We start from the raw sequence: 18,292 nt of genomic DNA, 5'->3' as shown, positions 1-18,292 counted from the left end.
TAGGCACCTGAATGGTAATTAGGTTCCTCGTGTATACCACCCCTGACCTGCGCCCCTACGGCGGTGTGGACGCCTACCTCCGCACCTGCGCGTCGCGTGCGGTGCTCGACCTGCTGACGAACAGGTGGGTGTGCCTCGTCATCGGCGCCTTGCGGCCCGGCACCCTGCGCTTCGGCGAGCTCCGGCGCCGGCTCGACGGCATCACCCAGAAGATGCTCACCCAGACCCTGCGGGACCTGGAGCGGGCGGGTCTCGTGCACCGCGCCGTCTACCCGAGCGTGCCGCCGCGCGTCGAGTACCGCCTCACCCCGCTGGGCGACAACGTGGGCGGCCTGATGGACGCGATCAGGGTGTGGTCGGAGACCCACATCGAGGACATCCGCGCCGCGCAGGAGGAGTACGACCGCAAGGCGGGCGAGGAGCTCCAGCCCGTCTAGGAGCCGTCGCGGGACTGGTCGAGGGCTTCGCGCGCCTTGCGGGCCATGTCGGCGACGGCGGCGCGGCGCGCGGCGTCGGCCTCGTAGTCCTCGCGGCGGTCCTTGACGACCCTCGCCGGCAGACCCACGGCGATCTTGAAGTCCGGCACGTCGCCGCGCACCACGGCGTGCGCGCCGATCACGCAGCCGCGCCCGATGCGCGTGCCGCGGGTGACGGTGACCTTCGTGCCGAGCCAGCAGTCCGGCCCGATGCGCACCGGCGACTTCACGATGCCCTGGTCCTTGATCGGCAGCGTGATGTCGGCCGTGACGTGGTCGAAGTCGCAGATGTAGACCCAGTCGGCGATCAGCGTGGCCGCGCCGATCTCCACGTCCAGGTAGCAGTTCACCGTGTTGTCCTTGCCGAACACGGCCTTGTCGCCGATCCGCAGCGAGCCCTCGTGGCAGCGGATGGCGTTGCCGTCGCCGATGTGGACCCAGCGGCCGATCTCCAGCCGGCCGTAGCCGGGGCGGCAGTGCAGCTCGACCTTCCTGCCCAGGAACACCATGCCGCGCAGCACCACGTGCGGGTTCGCCACCCGGAACTTCAGCAGCCGCCAGTACCGCACCAGGTACCAGGGCGTGTACGCGCGGTGGCGCAGGACCCAGCGCAGCGACGCGAGGGTGAGGAACCTGGCCTGCGCCGGGTCGCGGCGCGAGCTGCGCCACCTCGTCCACACCGGGGCACCCCACATGCTCGTCACGCCGGGCACTCTAACCGTGGGGTGGCCGCTGCTCAGCGCCCGGCGGCGTGGGTCCGGCGCTGCCGCCGGCCGCGGGGCAGCGGCAGAATCAGCGCGGTGACCACTCCGCTGATCATCGACACCGACCCCGGCGTGGACGACGCGTTCGCCCTCGCCCTCGCCGCCGCCAGCCCCGAGGTCGACCTGATCGGGGTGACCACCGTCTTCGGCAACGTCTCGCTGGAGAACACCACGCGCAACGCCCTGCGGCTGCTGGCGCTCCTGGGCCGCGACGACGTGCCGGTCGGCGTCGGCGCGTCCCGGCCGTTGGTGCACCCCCACCCGCACCTGTCCAGCGCGCACGGCGCGGACGGCCTCTCCGGCTACGCCGACACGCTCCCCTGGCCCACCCGCGGCCCCGACCCGCGCGACGCCGTCACGCTCCTGCGCGACCTGCTCGACCAGGCCGACCGGCCCGTCACGATCGTGCCCATCGGCCCGCTCACCAACATCGCGCTGCTGCTCGCCGCCCACCCCGGCCTCAAGCCGAAGATCGGCCGGCTCGTCGTGATGGGCGGCGGCGTGAACGGCGGCAACATCACCGCCACGGCCGAGTTCAACGTCTGGAGCGACCCCGAGGCCGCCCGCCGCGTGCTGGTCGAGGAGGACGTGCCCACCACGCTGGTGCCGATGGACCTGACCCGCCGGTGCGCGGTGAGCAGCCAGTGGCTGACCGACCTCGCCGGGACCTCCCCCGTCGCGCGCACCCTCGTCGGCCTCACCCCCGACTACCTGGCGACCTACCGCCGGTTCCTCGGCTGGGACGGCATGGCCGTGCACGACGCGGTGGCGGTGGCCGAGGCGGTCCGGCCGGGCCTCCTCGGCGGCACCCCGTTCCCGGTGGACGTCGACTGCTCGTACGGCCCGAACCGGGGCGCGCTCGTGGTCGACCGACGGCGGGAGGTCGACGCGCCCAAGACCCTCGACATCACGATGGAGGCCGACCTCGACGGCCTGCGCGCCTTCCTGTTCGAGAGGCTAGGTGCGCTCGGCGTGCGCCAGTAGGTAGACGGGACGGCGGCCGATGCGCGTCAACGCCACGGTCGCCTCGCCCGACCCGGACAGCTTCAGCCTCGGCCGCAACGCGTTCGGGTCCACGTCCAGCCCGCGCACCAGGATCTCCAGCCGACCCACGTCGTGCGCCCGCAGCACGGACCGCAACGCCTTCTCGCTGTAGTGCCCGTGCTCGACCACCCGGAACGCGCGCACGCCCGGCGGCGGCGTGGGTCCGGTCAGGTAGGCGATCCGCTCGTCCAGCTGGGCCAGCCCGTGCCGGGCCGCGTAGTGCCGCACCAGCCCGGCCCGCACCACCGCGCCGTCCGGGTCGACCAGCCACCCGTCCGGCTCCCGCACCGGGCAGTCGTCCGGGTCGGCGGAGGTGATCGTCCACTCGGGACCGTCCGACCGCAGCACGGTCGCCCGCCGCGACACACCGGGCGTGGCCAGGCCGCGCGTCCACAGGCACGCCTCGCGCACCTGCCCGTCCAACGACACCAGCTCGACCTCGTCCGCCCACGGCGCGACCGCGAAGTCCACGCCCGGCGCGCACTTCACCGCCAGGTCACGCCCCGCGTAGGCGTCCGCCAGCTCGTCCAGCGGCGGCGCGAAGTCCGAGGGCCGCCACGTGCGCCGCCCGCTCGCGTCCCGCCGGGCCGGGTCGGCCAGCACCGCCGTGCCGCGCGACACCGGCCGCAACGCGTCCGCCCGCACCAGCGGGACCCGGTCACCCAGGTTGTGCCGCGCCATGGCCAGCCGCACCGGGTCCAGGTCGGACCCGACCGAGCCCTCGGGCAACGCCGCCAGGTCCGCCCCGACCGAGCACGTCACGTCGTGCGCGGGACCGCGGAACCGGCGCGCCCGGTGCGCCGCGACCGGGTGCGCGGTGGCCTGCTGCAACGCGTCGGAGGTGAACAGCCCGTCGGCGAAGGCGACCTTCCCCGCGGCCTTGCGGCGCAGCAGCACCGTCTCCAGCACCGCCGCGAAGTGCGTCGGCGAGACCTGCCGGGCCCGGTTCACGTCGGCCAGCCGCGACGCGGGCGTCAACGGCAGGTCGGCCAGCGCCGACAACGCGGCGCGCCCGGCGTCCGACCGCAGGTGCGCCACGTCGTCGAGGCTGAAGGCGTAGGCCACTAGACCGGCTTGCGACCCGTCACGGAGACGTTGTAGAACACCTCGCGCGGCAGCACCTTGGCCAGCACGTTCTCGTCCACCCAGGACAGCCGCTGCCAGGTCCGGTAGGCGAACATCGCCCACCCGAAGCCCAGCTTCTCGCGCGGCACCGCGGCCTCGAACGTGCGCACCGGCCAGCCGAACAACGCCGCCGACAGCTCCTCGGTCACCGCGCGCACACCGACCGCGCCGGCCCCGCGAGCGGTCCGCTCCAGGTCGGACGGGTCGAACGTGTGCAGGTCGACCACGGCTTCCAGCGCCGCGGCCCGCGAGGACTCGTCCAGCTCCTCCTGCGGCCGGCGCCAGTCGTTGAGCGGGGCGAGCTTGGTCACGTTCGTGGTCAGCCACCACGTGAGCTGACCGAGCTTGCGGGCGTAGAGGTTGCCCACGTTCGTCGGGTCGCCCGCGAACACGAACTTGCCGCCCGGCTTGAGCACCCGCAGCACCTCGCGCATCGCGGCGGGCACGTCCGGGATGTGGTGCAGCACGGCGTGCCCCACCACCAGGTCGAACGTGTCGTCGTCGTACGGGATGCGCTCGGCGTCGGCCACCCGGCCGTCGACCGGCAGCCCCAGCTGCTCCGCGTTGCGCAGGGCCACCTCGACCATGCCCGGCGACAGGTCGGTCACCGAACCGCGCTCGGCCACGCCGCCCTGCATCAGGTTCAGCAGGAAGAACCCGGTGCCGCAGCCCAGCTCCAAGGCGTGCTCGTACGGCCCGGTGTCACGCGCGACCGCGCGGAACCGGTCCTTGGCGTAGGTGATGCAGCGCTCGTCGTAGGAGATCGACCACTTCTCGTCGTACGTGCCGGCTTCCCAGTCGTGGTAGAGCACGTTGGCGAGCTTCGGGTCGGCGTACGCCGCCTCGATCTCCTCGGCGGTGGCGTGCGGGTTGGGCTTGGGATCAACGGCCACTGAACTTCGCCTTCCCCGGGCCGTTCTCGATGAACGACGCCATGCCGGTCTTCTGGTCCTCGGTGGCGAACATCGCCGCGAACAGCTGGCTCTCCAGCTTCAGGCCGCTGCCGAGGTCGGTGTCCAGGCCGCCGTCGATCGCGGCCTTCGCGGCGGCGTACGCGCGCACCGGGCCGTTCACGAACTGCCCGGCCCACCGGCGCGCCGCCTCGTACACGTCGTCCGGCGCCACGACCTCGTCCACCATCCCGATCCGCAACGCCTCCTCGGCGCCCACGAACCGGCCGGTGTAGATCAGGTCCTTGGCGCGCGACGGGCCGATGAGCCGCGGCAGGCGCTGCGTGCCGCCCATGCCGGGGATGACGCCGAGCAGGATCTCCGGCTGGCCGACCTTGGCGTTGTCGCCCGCGATCCGCCGGTCCGCGCACAGCGCCAGCTCGAACCCGCCGCCCAGCGCGTACCCGGTGATGGCCGCGACGGTCGGCTTGGGGATCTCCTCCACCGAGCGCAACGCCGACGTGAAGGCGCCCGCGCGGGCGGCCATCTCGGCGTACGACAGCTCGGCCATCTCCTTGATGTCTGCGCCCGCCGCGAACACCTTCGGCCCCCCGTACACGATCACCGAGTAGACGTCGGCCCGGCCGGTCGCCTCCAGCGCGGCCGAGCGGATCTCTTCCTGGACCTGCCGGTTGAGCGCGTTCATCGGCGGGCGGTCCAGCCGGATGGTGCCGATCCCGTCCTCGACTTCGAGCCTCACGAACTCAGCCACGCGGTCCTCCTCGACCTCCGTCGGTGCGCCTCGCAGGTTACCCCTCGGTAGTTTTCCGCCGGGCGAAGTACCTGTCACCCGACCGCTGGAGCTCCAACGGCTGGTCGAACGTCTTCGACAGGTTCTCCTCGGTCAGCACGTCCGCCAGCAAGCCCTGCGCCACGATGCCGCCGTCACGCAGCAGCAGCGCGTGCGTGAACCCCGGCGGGATCTCCTCCACGTGGTGCGTGACCAGCACCGTCGCCGGCGCGTCCGGGTCCATCGCCAGCTCCGACAGCCGGGCGACCAGGTCCTCGCGGCCACCCAGGTCGAGGCCCGCCGCCGGCTCGTCGAGCAGCAGCATCTCCGGGTCGGTCATCAACGCGCGCGAGATCAGCGTGCGCTTGCGCTCGCCCTCGGACAGCGTGCCGTAGGCGCGGTCGGCCAGGTGCTCGATGCCCATCGCGGCCAGCAGCTCCACGGCGCGACCGGTGTCGAGCTTGTCGTACTCCTCGCGCCACCGGCCCAGCACCGCGTACCCGGCGCTGACCACCAGGTCGACCACCTTCTCGTCGGGCGGGATCCGCCCGTTCAGCGCCGACGAGGACAGCCCGATGCGGGGTCGCAGCTCCGCCACGTCCGTCCGGCCGATCCGCTCGCCGAGCAGGTGCACCTTGCCCTTGGTGGGGTGCAGCTCCGCGCCGGCCAGCCTCAGCAGCGTCGTCTTGCCCGCGCCGTTCGGCCCGAGCACGACCCAGCGCTCGTCCAGCTCCACGCTCCAGTCGACGTCCCCGACCAGCGTGGTCTTGCCACGTCGAACCGAAACACCCTGCATGTGGATGACCAGATCTTCGTTTTCCACGCCTGCCCTCGCCCCGTCGATGCGCCGCCACCGCCATTGTTCTGCACCCCGTTCCGCCGGTGGTCCGGTGGGGGGAGGTACGGGCGCGGTCGGTGAAGCTCTGCGCGCTCGTACCCACACGGGGCGTGTGTGCTGGAAAGATCGGTCGCATGGCTGCCGACTCGATCCTGCTCGCGGGCCGACCGTTCCCCCTCGGGGCGCACCCCGAGGCCGGAGGTGTGCGCTTCGCGGTCTCGGCGCCGCCCGCCCACGCCGTGGAAGTGTGCCTGATCAGCGAAGACGGCACCGAGGAGCGGGTCGAGCTGACCGAGCGCACGTTCGGCGTCTGGCACGGGTTGATCTCCGGCGTCACACCCGGTCAGCGCTACGGCTACCGCGTGCACGGGCCGTACGACCCGTCACGCGGCCTGCGGTGCAACCCGGCGAAGCTGTTGGTCGACCCGTATGCGACGCGGATCACGGGCGCCTTGTCTGACCTCGACGCGGCGCTGGGCTACGTGGACGACCCGATGCTCGGCGGCCCGTCGCCGGTCGACTCGCTGGGCAGCGTGCCGCTGTCCGTGGTCACCTCGCCCGGCGGGCCGGCCACGGGCGTGAAGCCCGAGGTGCCGTTCGAGGAGGCGGTGTTCTACGAGCTGCACGTGCGCGGGTTCACCAAGCTGCACCCGGCCGTGCCCGAGCACCAGCGCGGCACCTACCTGGGGCTGGCGCACCCGGCCGTGCTGGAGCACCTGACGCGGCTCGGCGTGACGTCGGTGGAGCTGCTGCCCGTGCACGCGTTCGTCGACGAGCCGTCGTTGATCCGCGACGGCAGGCACAACTACTGGGGCTACTCCCCGCTGAGCTACTTCGCGCCGCACCCCGGCTACGCCAGCGAGCCGGGCCGGGAGGTGGAGGAGTTCCGCACGATGGTCGCCGCGCTGCACGCCGCGGAGATCGAGGTGATCATCGACGTGGTCTTCAACCACACGTGCGAGGGCGGCCCGGAGGGTCCCACGCTGTCCTACCGCGGGTTCGACGCGCCCGGCTACTACCTGCACATCGACGGCGGCGGCACGCTCGACATCACCGGCTGCGGCAACACCACCGAGGCCGGGTCGCCGCAGTTCGTGCGGCTGGTGACGGACTCGCTGCGGTACTGGGCCACCGAGATGGGCGTGGACGGCTTCCGGTTCGACCTCGCGTCCACGCTGGGCAGGCCCGGCGGCGGGCGGTTCGACCGGGCCTCGGCGATGCTCACCGCGATCACCTCGGACCCGGTGCTGTCGCGGTGCAAGCTCATCGCCGAGCCGTGGGACGCCACCGGCGACGGCTACCGGGTCGGCGACTTCGGCGTGCAGTGGGCCGAGTGGAACGGCCGGTACCGCGACACCGTGCGCGACTTCTGGCGCGGCATGACGAGCGTGCGCGACCTGGCCTACCGGCTGTCCGGCTCGTCCGACCTGTACGCCGACGACCTGCGGCGGCCGTGGCAGTCGATCAACTTCGTCACCGCGCACGACGGGTTCACGCTGCGCGACCTCGTGTCGTACAACGACAAGCACAACCTGGCCAACGGCGAGGACAATCGCGACGGCACCAACGACAACCGGTCGTGGAACTGCGGCGTCGAGGGCGAGACGGACGACGCCGAGGTGCTCGCGCTGCGGGCCCGGCAGGCGCGCAACCTGTTCGCCACGCTGATGCTGTCCACCGGCACGCCGATGCTCACCGCCGGTGACGAGCAGTGGCGCACGCAGGGCGGCAACAACAACGCCTACTGCCTGGACGACGAGACCTCCTGGATGGACTGGGGCCTCGGCGCCGAGGGCGAGGCGATGCTGGCGTTCGCCCGGCGGATCGTCGCGGTGCGCCGCGCGTCACCCGCGTTGCGGCAGCCGCAGTTCTTCGACGGCCGCACCACCGCGTCCGGCGCGCCCGACCTGGTGTGGTTCCGGCCCGACGGCGAGGAGATGGCCGAGACCGACTGGTTCGACGACGGCCGCCAGTTCCTCGGCATGTGGATCGACGGGTCGAACAGCCTGTCGCGCTCGCGGGACGGCGAGCTGGTGTCGGACGACTCGTGGCTGCTGCTCCTGCACGCGGGCGCGGACCCCGTCGAGGTCACCCTGCCGGGGCCCGAGTACGGCGGGCGCTACCAGCCGACGATCGACTCCACCACCCCCGACGGCTCGCCCGTGGCCGGGGAGAGCCTGCCTGCCGGCGCGACCGTCGTGCTGGAAGGCCGGTCCCTGCTGCTGCTGCGGGTCCCGAACTGAGGTGCGTCGGTGACCGACTGCCTCCGCCACCGAGGCAATCCTGCCTGGTGAGAGGCCTGCGCGCGGTGCGCTGATCCGTGGCACGATGCGGGCGTGGCCCGTCCGTTGCTGACCTGGTGCGACCGCACGATCGACCTCCTCCTGGTGGCGTCGTGCGGGTGTAGCGGGACGCGACGCGGCCGGTCACACCCCACGGGTTGACGCCGCGTCGCGTCTTGATCGCTACCCCGCCCGACCCGTAGCCATCAGGAGCGACTCATCGTGACCGCGACGATCGCGCGCGCCGACCTGCACCCGAAGCTGGACGTGCGGTTCCTGCGCGACATCATCCACCCGGAACGCGACCTGTGGACGCCGCGCGAGCTGCGCGAGCTGACCTCGACCGTGGCCGCCGAGCTGACCACCCCGCTGCTGGACATCCTCCGGTTCGACGCCGACCGTCGCTGGTGGGCGCGGCTGGGGCTGACCGAGGGCGTCGAGCTGTGGCTGCTGAGCTGGCTGCCCGGCCAGGGCACCGAGCCGCACGACCACGGCGGCGCGGCGGGCTCGTTCACCGTGCTGACCGGCGAGCTGGCGGAGGACTACCGCTACCCCGGTGGGCCGATCCGCAGCGCGACACGACCCGTCGGCAGCGCGTTGGGCTTCGGCGCCGGGCGTGCGCACCGGGTGCTGAACCAGGGCAGCACCGGTGCGGCGAGCGTGCACGCCTACTCGCCGCCGTTGGTGCCGACCCGGGAGTACCCGAGCCTCGCCGACATACCGCAGGAGATCCCGCCGTTGCCCGCCCTGCGGCTGCCGTTGGAGCAGCTGCGCGTTCTGGCCGACCAGGAGGGCCCGTGAGTGCCGAGGAGTTGCTCGAAGAGGCGCGGCGGTCGTTGACCCGCGTGTCGCCGGAGGAGCTGGCCGGGTTGGCCGACGTGCTGGTGGTCGACATCCGACCGCACCACAACCGGGCGGCGGAGGGCGAGATCCCCGGCTCGATCCCGGTGGAGCGGATCGTGCTGGAGTGGCGGCTCGACCCGGACGGCGAGCACCGCATCCCCGGCTTCACCGCGGACACCACCGTGGTCGTGCTGTGCAACGAGGGATACGCCTCCAGCCTGGCCGCCCGCGACCTGCAACGCGTGGGCCTGCCGCGCGCGACGGACCTGGTGGGCGGCTTCCGCGGCTACGCCGCCGCCGGCCTCCCCGTCCGCCCGGGCGCCACCCAGGCCGTCACCTGACCGCCCTGAACGCTCAACTCGCCTGTTCCGAACGTAGGACACGCCTGTTCCGAACGTAGGACACGCGCGACGCGAACGTAGGACTCTCGCGCGTGTCCTGCGTTCGGAACGCGCGTGTCCTGCGTTCGGGAACCGGGAGGTCGGCGGTAGCGTCTCCAGGTTCGTGTGGAAAGCGCTGACCGGGTTGGCCCTGGTCGTCCTCGTGCTCTGGCGGCCCGGTGTCGCGACGTTCGGCGGGGCCGCGGTCGGGGCGTGGGCCGTCGCCATGGCGGTGCAGCTCGGCCTGCTGGCCGGCGCACTGCTGTGGCACGTGCGGGTGCCGTTGGTCGAGATCGGCGTCGGCGGTGAGATCCGCACGTGGACGAAGCCCCACCTGCGGGTGGTGTGGCGGACGGTCCCGCTGCTGATGTCCGTCGGCCTCACGTCGGTCAAGGCGCCGGTCCGCCGCCGGCTGTGGCTGACCGGGCTCACGTCGGTGCTGGTGGCCGCGGCGGTCGTGGCGGTGGTCTGGCTCGGCGCGCTGGTCTGGTCGGACGCGGACCAGCCGTTCCTGCGCGGCTTCGCGGTCGCGGGCACGGCCGTGCTGCTCAACGCCCTGTGGCCGCGACGCGGCGCGGGCACCACCTCGCCCGGCTGGTTCCTGTTCGCCCTGCCCCGGACCTCCGGCCGCACGGCGGCGGAGTTCGAGGCGACGCCCCTGGTCAACCAGGTGACCGACGCGCTCGAAGCCGGCGACCTCGACCGGGCCGAGGCGCTCGCCGACGAACTGGTCGAACGGCACCCCACGCTGCTGGTCGCGATCGGCGCGCGGTCCTCCGTGCTGACCCTGCGCGCCCGGTACGGCGAGGCGTTGCACCTGGTCAGCGCCCTGGTCGGGCGCACCGACCTGGAGCAGCGGGACATGGCGTTCGTGCTCGCCGCGATGGCCGGGTCCACGGCGAACGCGGTCGAGGGCGGCCAGCTGCCCGCCGAGATCGGCGTGCCCGCAGCGAGGCGCGCGGCGGACGGCGCGATGAAGTTCGGCTACCCGCGCCACCGCTGCACGGGCACGTTGGCGCAACTCGCCCTGATCGAGCACGACCACGCCACCGCGCTCGCCCTCGCCACCCAGGCCAAGGCCACCAGCGAGAGCGGTCTCGCCCGCGCCGACGCCCTCGCCACGATCGCCCGCGCGCACATGGCCGCCGGCGACAACGCGGCCGCCCGCGCGAGCCTGGTCGAGGCACGGCGACTCGCCGGCTGGATGCCCCGGGTCGCGGACACCACCGCCAGGCTCGACATCTCCTAGGAGATCCGGCGGACCGAGGAGATCAGGAGGACCGGGCGGGGTCCGGCATGGTCGGCATACCGCCCTCCGGCACGGGCAGGCTGCAGTTCTTCAGCGCCTCGTTCAGGACCTTCAACCAGGTCTGCACCTCGGCCCGCAGCTTCCCCGGGTCCGGCGGCACGGCGCCGGGCACGAGCTTGCTCAGCACGCTGAACGCGCCCGCGAACATCGCCAGGTCGTGCGACAGGCACAGCTCCGGCCCGTGGAACCGGACTTCCGCGGCCCCGGTCATCGGCGGTGTCGGCAGGCACTTCGCCGCCGTCATCGCCACCAGCAGCCGCAGCACGTCGCCCAGCGGCACGGCGGCCTTGTCGGGCGCCGGCGGGGTCGCGGCCAGCGGCTCGACCACCTTCTTGAGCGTGTCCGCGAGCTGCGTCACCAGTCCCGCGCACGCGGCGGGAGGTTCCGCCGACTGCCGTTGCGCCGACGCGGCCGGGATGACGGCCACGGCGAGCACGACGGCGAGCACCGTGCCGATCGTCGCGATTTTCCTCACGTGGCAAGCGTAAGCGGGCACGAGCGGCCACCCGCCGGTGAGAACGACGAGTTCACCCGACCGAAGAAACCCCACCCCACCAGCGTGGACGACACGCGGACCAGATGACCGCCGGTCACGCCGGCGGTCATCTGATCGAGCGGTGTCAGCCCGCCAGCACGACCCGACCGAGTTCGGCCGGCGACGCGAGCAGGTCGTGCCTCGGCAGCACGCGCACCGTGTAGCCGACAGCGCCCGCGTGCGGCAGCGGCACCTCGACCTCGTAGTTGCCGTTGCCCGCGTAGTCCATGCCGTGCGTGACCACGTCGTACAGCTCGTCGGAGTCGCCGACCCGGCCCAGCGCCACCTGCACGTCCACTTCGGACGGCTCCAGGCCGGCCAGCTCGATCCGGGCCCGCACGGCGACCGGCGAGCCGAGGTTCGGCGTGACCGACCCGTTCAGCGACATCTCCGACTCCAGCACCCGCACCCGCGTCCACGACGCCCGCAGCCGCTGCCGGTACGCGGCCAGCTCCTTGGCGCCCCGGAAGCCCTCGCCGACCACCGAGGCGGCGGACGACGCGGCGGGCGCGTACAGGTTCTCCACGTACTCGCGCACCATCCGCGACGCCTGCACCGCCGGGCCGAGCGAGGCGAGCGTGTGCCGCACCATCGCCAGCCACCTGGTCGGCACGCCGTCCTCACCGCGGTCGTAGAACAGCGGCGCGACCTGGCTGCCCAGCAGGTCGTACAGCGCGGCGGCCTCCAGGTCGTCGCGCCGGGTCGGGTCGGTGACGCCGTCGGCGGTGGGGATGGCCCAGCCGTTGCTGCCGTCGTACAGCTCGTCCCACCAGCCGTCGCGGATCGACAGGTTCAGCCCGCCGTTGAGCGCCGACTTCATGCCGGACGTGCCGCACGCCTCCAGCGGGCGCATCGGGTTGTTCAGCCACACGTCGCAGCCCCAGTACAGGTACCGGGCCATCGACATGTCGTAGTCGGGCAGGAACACGATCCGGTGCCGCACGCCCGCGTCGTCGGCGAACCGCACGATCTGCTGGATCAACGCCTTGCCGCCGTCGTCGGCGGGGTGCGACTTGCCCGCGACGACCAGCTGCACCGGCCGTTCGGGGTGCAGCAGCATCGAGCGCAGCCGCTCCGGGTCCCGCAGCATCAGCGTCAGCCGCTTGTAGGTCGGCACGCGGCGGGCGAAGCCTACGGTCAGCACGTCCGGGTCGAACACCGAGTCGGTCCAGCCCAGCTCCAACGCCGACGCGCCGCGCTGCAACCACGAGGCGCGGGTGCGGCGGCGGACCTCGTCGACGAGCTTGCCGCGCAGGTCCCTGCGCAGCTCCCACAGCCGCTGGTCGGTGACCGGCTCGAACCCGTGGGCGCCGACGCCGCTCTCCTCGGTGTCGCCGACCAGCCTGCTCATCTCGGTCGCCGCCCACGTCGGGCCGTGCACGCCGTTGGTGACCGAGCCGATCGGCACCTCCGAGGCGTCGAAGCCCGGCCACAGGCCGCGGAACATGTCGCGGCTGACCGTGCCGTGCAGCTTGGAGACGCCGTTGGCGCGCTGCGCGAGCCGCAGGCCCATGTGCGCCATGTTGAACAGGCCCGGGTTGTCCTCCGCGCCGAGGGCGAGCAGCCGCTGGGTGTTCACGCCCGGCAGCAGCGTCTCGGCGCCGAAGTAGTGCTGCACCAGGTCGACGGGGAACCGGTCGATGCCCGCCGGGACCGGCGTGTGCGTGGTGAACACCGTGCCCGCGCGGACCGCCGCCAGCGCCTGGTCGAAGTCGAGGCCCTCGGTGGTGACCAGCTCGCGGATGCGCTCCAGGCCGAGGAAGCCCGCGTGGCCCTCGTTGGTGTGGAACACCTCGGGCGACGGGTGCCCGGTCAGGTCGCAGTAGGTGCGCACGGCGCGGACGCCCCCGACGCCGGCCAGGATCTCCTGCCGGATGCGGTGGTCCTGGTCGCCGCCGTAGAGGCGGTCGGTGACGCCGCGCAGGTCGTCGTCGTTCTCCTCCACGTCGGAGTCGAGCAGCAGCAGCGGGATGCGGCCGACCTGCGCCTTCCACACCTTGGCGCGCAGCACCCGGTCGCCGGGCATGGCGACGTGCACCAGGATCGGCGCGCCGGACGGCTCGGTGAGCAGCTCCAGCGGCAGGCCGCGCGGGTCCAGCACGGGGTAGTGCTCGATCTGCCAGCCGTCCAGGGACAGGGCCTGGCGGAAGTAGCCCGACCGGTAGAGCAGGCCGACCGCGATCAGCGGCACGCCCAGGTCGGAGGCCGCTTTGAGGTGGTCGCCCGCCAGCACGCCGAGACCGCCGGAGTAGTTCGGCAGTGCCTCGGTGACGCCGAACTCCATGGAGAAGTAGGCGATCGCGGAGGGCAGGGGGTGCGGGTCGTGGTCGCCGTGCTCGCGGCGCTGCCCGATCTCGTCCTGGCGGCGCTGGAACCAGCGCGGCCCGGTGGTGTAGCGGTGCAGGTCGTCGGCCAGGGCGCGGGCGTGGGCGAGGAACTGCTCGTCGCGGGAGAGCGCTTCGAGCCGCTCGGGCGCGACGACGGACAGCAGCCGCAACGGGTCGCCGCTCTCGGCCCACAGCTCGGGGTCGACCGACGCGAACAGGTCCTGGGTGGGCGGGTGCCACGTCCAGCGCAGGTTCGTGGCGAGGGTGCCCAGGGCCGCCAGCGGCTCGGGCAGACTGGCTCGGACGGTGAACCGGCGAAGTGCTCGCATGGCGTCGGACCTTATCCCCCATCCAGCGGTGCGGGACACCGGTCACCCGAACCGATGCAGGGACCGATCCAGCCCCACCAGCGCAAACGCCGCTCTGCAAGTTATTTCGCGCACCTCGCGCAACCGTCAAGATCGACGCGGTCGGCCGGCGCGCGGGCCCGCGGCGTGATCACCGGGCCGGGGAGGTCGGACCGCCCGCCGGATCGCGCGTCCCCTGCCCGGGTGACCCGGGTCGCTCGATCGGTACCGGCGTGGCACGGCTTCGGAACCGATCACGATTTGCGAATCTGCTCGAATCGCGAGACGCACACCACCGCCAAGTGTGCGATCCGCGCGGACGGGGTAGGAACAGCGAGAAGAGGTGTCCCGGTGGTGGGTGCTCCCCACGCTGAGGGCAGACTTGACCGTGCAAGCGTCACACCAGGCGAGAGGGGCGCTGCCGATGAGCGGACGACTCGGTATCGACGATGTCTCCCCGACCGTGAGCGGCGGTCGCTACCCGGCGAAGGCCGTGGTCGGCGAACACGTGCCGGTCGAGGCCACGGTGTGGCGCGAGGGCCACGACGCCGTGGCCGCCACGGTGGCGTGGCGGGGACCGGACGACCGGGTCGCCAGACAGACGAGGATGGTCCCGCACGGGGTCGGCCTCGACCGCTGGACCGCCACGATCGTGCCGGACTCGCCGGGCGCGTGGACGTTCCGGGTGGACGCCTGGAGCGACCCGTGGGCCACCTGGGAGCACGCCGTCGAGGTCAAGATCGCCGCGGGGCAGAGCGCGCACGAGCTGGCGAACGACCTGGAGGCCGGCGCGCTCCTGCTCGACCGCGTGAGCCGCCGCCCCGACCGGCGCAAGGACAAGCCGCTGCTGGTCAACGCGGCCACCGCGCTGCGCGACGAGCACCGGCCCCTCGCCGAGCGGGTCGCGCCAGCCCTCGCGGGCGACGTCCGCCGGATCATGCACGAGCACCCCGTCCGCGAGCTGGTCACCAGGGGCAAGCCGCAGAAGGTGTGGGTCGACCGCAAGCTCGCGGCGTTCGGCTCCTGGTACGAGTTCTTCCCCCGCAGCACGGGCGGCGTCGACGAGTCGGGCGTCCCGGTGCACGGCACGTTCGTCACCGCCGCCAAGGAGCTCGACCGCGTCGCGGCCATGGGCTTCGACGTCGCCTACCTGCCCCCGATCCACCCGATCGGGCGGGTGAACCGCAAGGGCCCGAACAACACGCTCACCGCCACCGAGGACGACCCCGGCTCGACCTGGGCCATCGGCGCGGACGAGGGCGGGCACGACGCGATCCACCCCGAACTCGGCACCATCGAGGACTTCGACGCGTTCGTCGACCGGGCCCGCGAGCTGAACATCGAGGTGGCGCTGGACCTGGCGCTGCAGTGCGCCCCCGACCACCCGTGGGTGCTGAAGAACCCCGAGTGGTTCACCACCCGCCCGGACGGCTCGATCGCCTACGCGGAGAACCCGCCGAAGAAGTACCAGGACATCTACCCGGTCAACTTCGACAACGACCCGCAGGGCATCTACAACGAGGTGCTGCGCGTCGTGCTGCACTGGGTGGACCACGGGGTGCGGATCTTCCGGGTCGACAACCCGCACACCAAGCCGCCGGACTTCTGGGCGTGGCTGATCTGGGCGGTCAAGGACCGCCACCCGGACGTGCTGTTCCTGTCCGAGGCGTTCACCCGGCCGGCCCGCCTGTACGGCCTGGCCAAGCTCGGCTTCACGCAGAGCTACACCTACTTCACCTGGCGCACGACCAAGGAGGAGCTGACCGAGTTCGGCGCCGAACTGGTCGAGCACTGGGACGAAGCGCGACCCAACCTGTTCGTCAACACCCCCGACATCCTGCACGAGTCGCTGCAGCACGGCGGCCCGGGCATGTTCGCGCTGCGCGCGGCGCTGGCGGCGACGATGGCGCCGACCTGGGGCGTGTACTCGGGTTACGAGCTGTTCGAGCACGAGGCCGTCCGGCCGGGCAGCGAGGAGTACCTGAACTCGGAGAAGTACCAGCTCCGCCCCCGCGACTACGCGGCGGCGGTGGCCGAGGGACGGTCGCTGGAACCGTGGTTGCGCAAGCTGAACGCGATCCGCCGGGCGCACCCGGCGCTGCAGCAGATGCGAACACTCCGGTTCCACCACGTCGACAACCCGGCGCTGATCGCCTACTCCAAGCAGGACCCGGCCAGTGGCGACACAGTCGTCGTCGTGGTCAACCTGGACCCGCACAACGCGCAGGACGGCACCGTCTGGCTGGACCTGCCCGCGCTCGGCGTCGACTGGCACGAGCGGCTGATCGCGCACGACGAGGTGTCCGGGGAGACCTGGGACTGGGGTCAGGCGAACTACGTCCGCCTGGAACCCTGGCGCGCCCCGGCGCACGTCGTCGGCGTCCAGCGCAGGTTCAGCAGCGCCGGTTGACCCGGCGGAGATAAAAACCCGGCCCGGTCCCCTTTTACCGAGTCCCCGTGCCCGCCGAAGAGCACGAGGGACGATCGAACGCACCCCCAATGAGGTGGGACGAGGTGGAGCACACATGCAGGAAGAGGCACGACCCGACGCCGCGCTGGTAGGCCTGGAGAACGTGCCGCACACCGGCGAGGCCATCGGCGCGGACGGCCTGCTGGTCGAACCGCAGGCCGAGGACTTCCGGTCGGCCAAGCTCGTGCCGCGCGAGCGCGACTGGTTCAAGGGCGCGGTGTTCTACGAGGTTCTGGTGCGCGCGTTCAGCGACTCCAACGGCGACGGCACCGGAGACCTGCGGGGCCTCGCGTCCCGCTTGGACTACCTGGAGTGGCTCGGCGTCGACTGCCTGTGGCTGCCGCCGTTCTACGCCTCGCCGCTGCGCGACGGCGGCTACGACATCTCCGACTTCCGCGCGGTGCTGCCGGAGTTCGGCTCGGTCGAGGACTTCGTGTACCTGCTGGACGAGGCGCACCGGCGCGGCATCCGGGTGATCACCGACCTGGTGCTCAACCACACCAGCGACGCGCACCCGTGGTTCCAGCAGTCGCGCGCCGACCCGGACGGGCCTTACGGCGACTACTACGTGTGGAGCGACGACGACCAGCGCTACGCGGACGCGCGGATCATCTTCGTCGACACCGAGTCGTCCAACTGGACCTACGACCCGGTGCGCGGCCAGTTCTACTGGCACCGGTTCTTCTCCCACCAACCCGACCTGAACTTCGAGAACCCGCACGTCCAGGAGGCCATGCTGGACACCCTGCGGTTCTGGCTCGACCTGGGCATCGACGGGTTCCGGCTCGACGCCGTGCCGTACCTGTTCGAGGCGGAGGGCACGAACTGCGAGAACCTGCCGCGCACGCACGACTTCCTCAAGCGCTGCCGCAAGGTCGTCGACGACGAGTACCCGGGCCGGGTGCTGCTCGCGGAGGCCAACCAGTGGCCGTCGGACGTGGTCGAGTACTTCGGCGACCCCGAGGTGGGCGGCGACGAGTGCCACATGGCGTTCCACTTCCCGCTGATGCCGCGCATCTTCATGGCGGTGCGGCGCGAGTCGCGGTTCCCGATCTCGGAGATCCTGGCGCAGACCCCGGAGATCCCGTCCGGCGCGCAGTGGGGGATCTTCCTGCGCAACCACGACGAGCTGACGCTCGAGATGGTCACCGACGAGGAACGCGACTACATGTACGCGGAGTACGCCAAGGACCCGCGGATGAAGGCGAACATCGGCATCAGACGGCGCCTGGCGCCGCTGCTGGAGAACGACCGCAACCAGCAGGAGCTGTTCACCGCGATGCTGCTGTCGCTCCCCGGCTCGCCCGTCCTCTACTACGGTGACGAGATCGGCATGGGCGACAACATCTGGCTGGGCGACCGCGACGCGGTGCGCACGCCGATGCAGTGGACCCCCGACCGCAACGCGGGGTTCTCCAGCTGCGACCCCGGCCGGATCTACCTGCCGGTGATCATGGACCCGGTGTACGGCTACCAGGCGCTCAACGTCGAGGCGCAGCTGAACAACCAGTCCTCGCTGCTGCACTGGACCCGGCGGATGATCGAGGTGCGCAAGCAGCACCACGCGTTCGCGGAGGGCGACTTCACCGACCTGGGCGGGTCGAACCCGAGCGTGCTGGCCTACCGCCGGCGGTGGTTGCGGCCCGATGGCCACGAGGACGTCGTGCTGTGCGTGAACAACCTGTCGCGGTTCCCGCAGCCGGTCGAGCTCGACCTGTCGGAGCACCACGGCAGCCGGCCGGTCGAGCTGACCGGCGGCGTCGTCTTCCCGACCGTGGGCGACCTGCCCTACCTGCTGACCCTGCCCGGGCACGGCTTCTACTGGTTCCAGCTCGTGGAAGCCGACGACGACAGCGAGCCGAGGTGATGGAC

The 18,292-nt window shown here is 72.2% G+C and carries 15 protein-coding genes; 8 read left to right on the top strand and 7 right to left on the bottom strand.

What is annotated here, in order from left to right:
* Positions 1 to 29 precede the first annotated feature (29 nt).
* Positions 30 to 437 (top strand): winged helix-turn-helix transcriptional regulator, encoded by a 408-nt coding sequence (locus EDD40_RS29530; RefSeq protein ID WP_123745831.1) that lies wholly within the window; start codon positions 30 to 32, stop codon positions 435 to 437.
* Here EDD40_RS29530 and EDD40_RS29525 read toward each other — a convergent pair.
* Complete coding sequence (locus EDD40_RS29525; protein WP_123745830.1) at positions 434 to 1,180, bottom strand: acyltransferase; 747 nt, start codon at positions 1,178 to 1,180, stop codon at positions 434 to 436. The two genes, EDD40_RS29530 and EDD40_RS29525, sit on opposite strands and share 4 nt — an antisense overlap.
* A gap of 96 nt (positions 1,181 to 1,276) precedes the next feature.
* Between EDD40_RS29525 and EDD40_RS29520 the strand changes: the two genes are divergently transcribed.
* A complete protein-coding gene (locus EDD40_RS29520; protein WP_123745829.1) occupies positions 1,277 to 2,224 on the top strand; it encodes a nucleoside hydrolase in 948 nt (315 codons plus the stop codon).
* Here the strand turns inward: EDD40_RS29520 and EDD40_RS29515 are convergent.
* From EDD40_RS29515 to EDD40_RS29500, 4 genes are read right to left on the bottom strand one after another with little or no spacing between them, the layout of a single operon-like run.
* Positions 2,198 to 3,349 carry a THUMP-like domain-containing protein gene (locus tag EDD40_RS29515; protein WP_123745828.1) on the bottom strand — a complete coding sequence of 384 codons (1,152 nt, stop codon included), beginning with the start codon at positions 3,347 to 3,349 and terminating at the stop codon, positions 2,198 to 2,200. The genes EDD40_RS29520 and EDD40_RS29515 overlap by 27 nt on opposite strands.
* A complete protein-coding gene (locus EDD40_RS29510) occupies positions 3,349 to 4,302 on the bottom strand; it encodes a class I SAM-dependent methyltransferase (RefSeq protein ID WP_123745827.1) in 954 nt (317 codons plus the stop codon). The genes EDD40_RS29515 and EDD40_RS29510 overlap by 1 nt, the downstream gene beginning before the upstream one ends.
* A complete protein-coding gene (locus tag EDD40_RS29505) occupies positions 4,292 to 5,071 on the bottom strand; it encodes an enoyl-CoA hydratase/isomerase family protein (protein WP_123745826.1) in 780 nt (259 codons plus the stop codon). Before EDD40_RS29505 ends, EDD40_RS29510 begins: the two co-directional genes overlap by 11 nt.
* A 37-nt stretch (positions 5,072 to 5,108) precedes the next feature.
* Positions 5,109 to 5,885: an ABC transporter ATP-binding protein gene (locus tag EDD40_RS29500; RefSeq protein ID WP_123745825.1), complete on the bottom strand. Its 777-nt coding sequence runs from the start codon at positions 5,883 to 5,885 to the stop codon at positions 5,109 to 5,111.
* A gap of 176 nt (positions 5,886 to 6,061) precedes the next feature.
* Here EDD40_RS29500 and glgX point away from each other — a divergent pair, with 176 nt between their 5' ends.
* The 4 genes from glgX to EDD40_RS29480 all read left to right on the top strand — a co-directional run bounded on the left by glgX (position 6,062) and on the right by EDD40_RS29480 (position 10,681).
* On the top strand, positions 6,062 to 8,170 hold the full coding sequence (gene glgX / locus EDD40_RS29495; RefSeq protein ID WP_123745824.1) for a glycogen debranching protein GlgX: 2,109 nt from the start codon (positions 6,062 to 6,064) through the stop codon (positions 8,168 to 8,170).
* Between the two features lie 261 nt (positions 8,171 to 8,431).
* A complete protein-coding gene (locus EDD40_RS29490; RefSeq protein ID WP_123745823.1) occupies positions 8,432 to 9,010 on the top strand; it encodes a cysteine dioxygenase in 579 nt (192 codons plus the stop codon).
* On the top strand, positions 9,007 to 9,393 hold the full coding sequence (locus tag EDD40_RS29485) for a rhodanese-like domain-containing protein (RefSeq protein ID WP_123745822.1): 387 nt from the start codon (positions 9,007 to 9,009) through the stop codon (positions 9,391 to 9,393). Before EDD40_RS29490 ends, EDD40_RS29485 begins: the two co-directional genes overlap by 4 nt.
* A gap of 163 nt (positions 9,394 to 9,556) precedes the next feature.
* Complete coding sequence (locus tag EDD40_RS29480) at positions 9,557 to 10,681, top strand: hypothetical protein (RefSeq protein ID WP_123745821.1); 1,125 nt, start codon at positions 9,557 to 9,559, stop codon at positions 10,679 to 10,681.
* A 22-nt stretch (positions 10,682 to 10,703) separates the two neighbouring features.
* Here EDD40_RS29480 and EDD40_RS29475 read toward each other — a convergent pair whose 3' ends face one another.
* Together EDD40_RS29475 and glgP are read right to left on the bottom strand one after the other, a co-directional pair.
* Complete coding sequence (locus EDD40_RS29475; RefSeq protein WP_148088947.1) at positions 10,704 to 11,216, bottom strand: hypothetical protein; 513 nt, start codon at positions 11,214 to 11,216, stop codon at positions 10,704 to 10,706.
* Positions 11,217 to 11,361: 145 nt separating this feature from the next.
* Entirely contained in the window at positions 11,362 to 13,932 is a 2,571-nt protein-coding gene (gene glgP / locus EDD40_RS29470) for an alpha-glucan family phosphorylase (RefSeq protein WP_123745819.1), read from the bottom strand.
* A gap of 442 nt (positions 13,933 to 14,374) precedes the next feature.
* On the opposite strand from glgP, the gene EDD40_RS29465 reads away from it, so the two are divergent.
* A complete protein-coding gene (locus tag EDD40_RS29465; RefSeq protein ID WP_123745818.1) occupies positions 14,375 to 16,360 on the top strand; it encodes an alpha-1,4-glucan--maltose-1-phosphate maltosyltransferase in 1,986 nt (661 codons plus the stop codon).
* Positions 16,361 to 16,475: 115 nt separating this feature from the next.
* Positions 16,476 to 18,287 (top strand): maltose alpha-D-glucosyltransferase, encoded by a 1,812-nt coding sequence (treS, locus tag EDD40_RS29460; RefSeq protein WP_123745817.1) that lies wholly within the window; start codon positions 16,476 to 16,478, stop codon positions 18,285 to 18,287.
* The last annotated feature ends 5 nt before the right edge of the window (positions 18,288 to 18,292 follow it).

The sequence above is a fragment of the Saccharothrix texasensis genome (assembly GCF_003752005.1).
In the GTDB taxonomy this organism is placed as follows: Bacteria; Actinomycetota; Actinomycetes; order Mycobacteriales; family Pseudonocardiaceae; genus Actinosynnema; species Actinosynnema texasense.
Note: the sequence above shows the minus strand (reverse complement) of the source record. Positions and strands in the feature narration are given on the sequence as shown.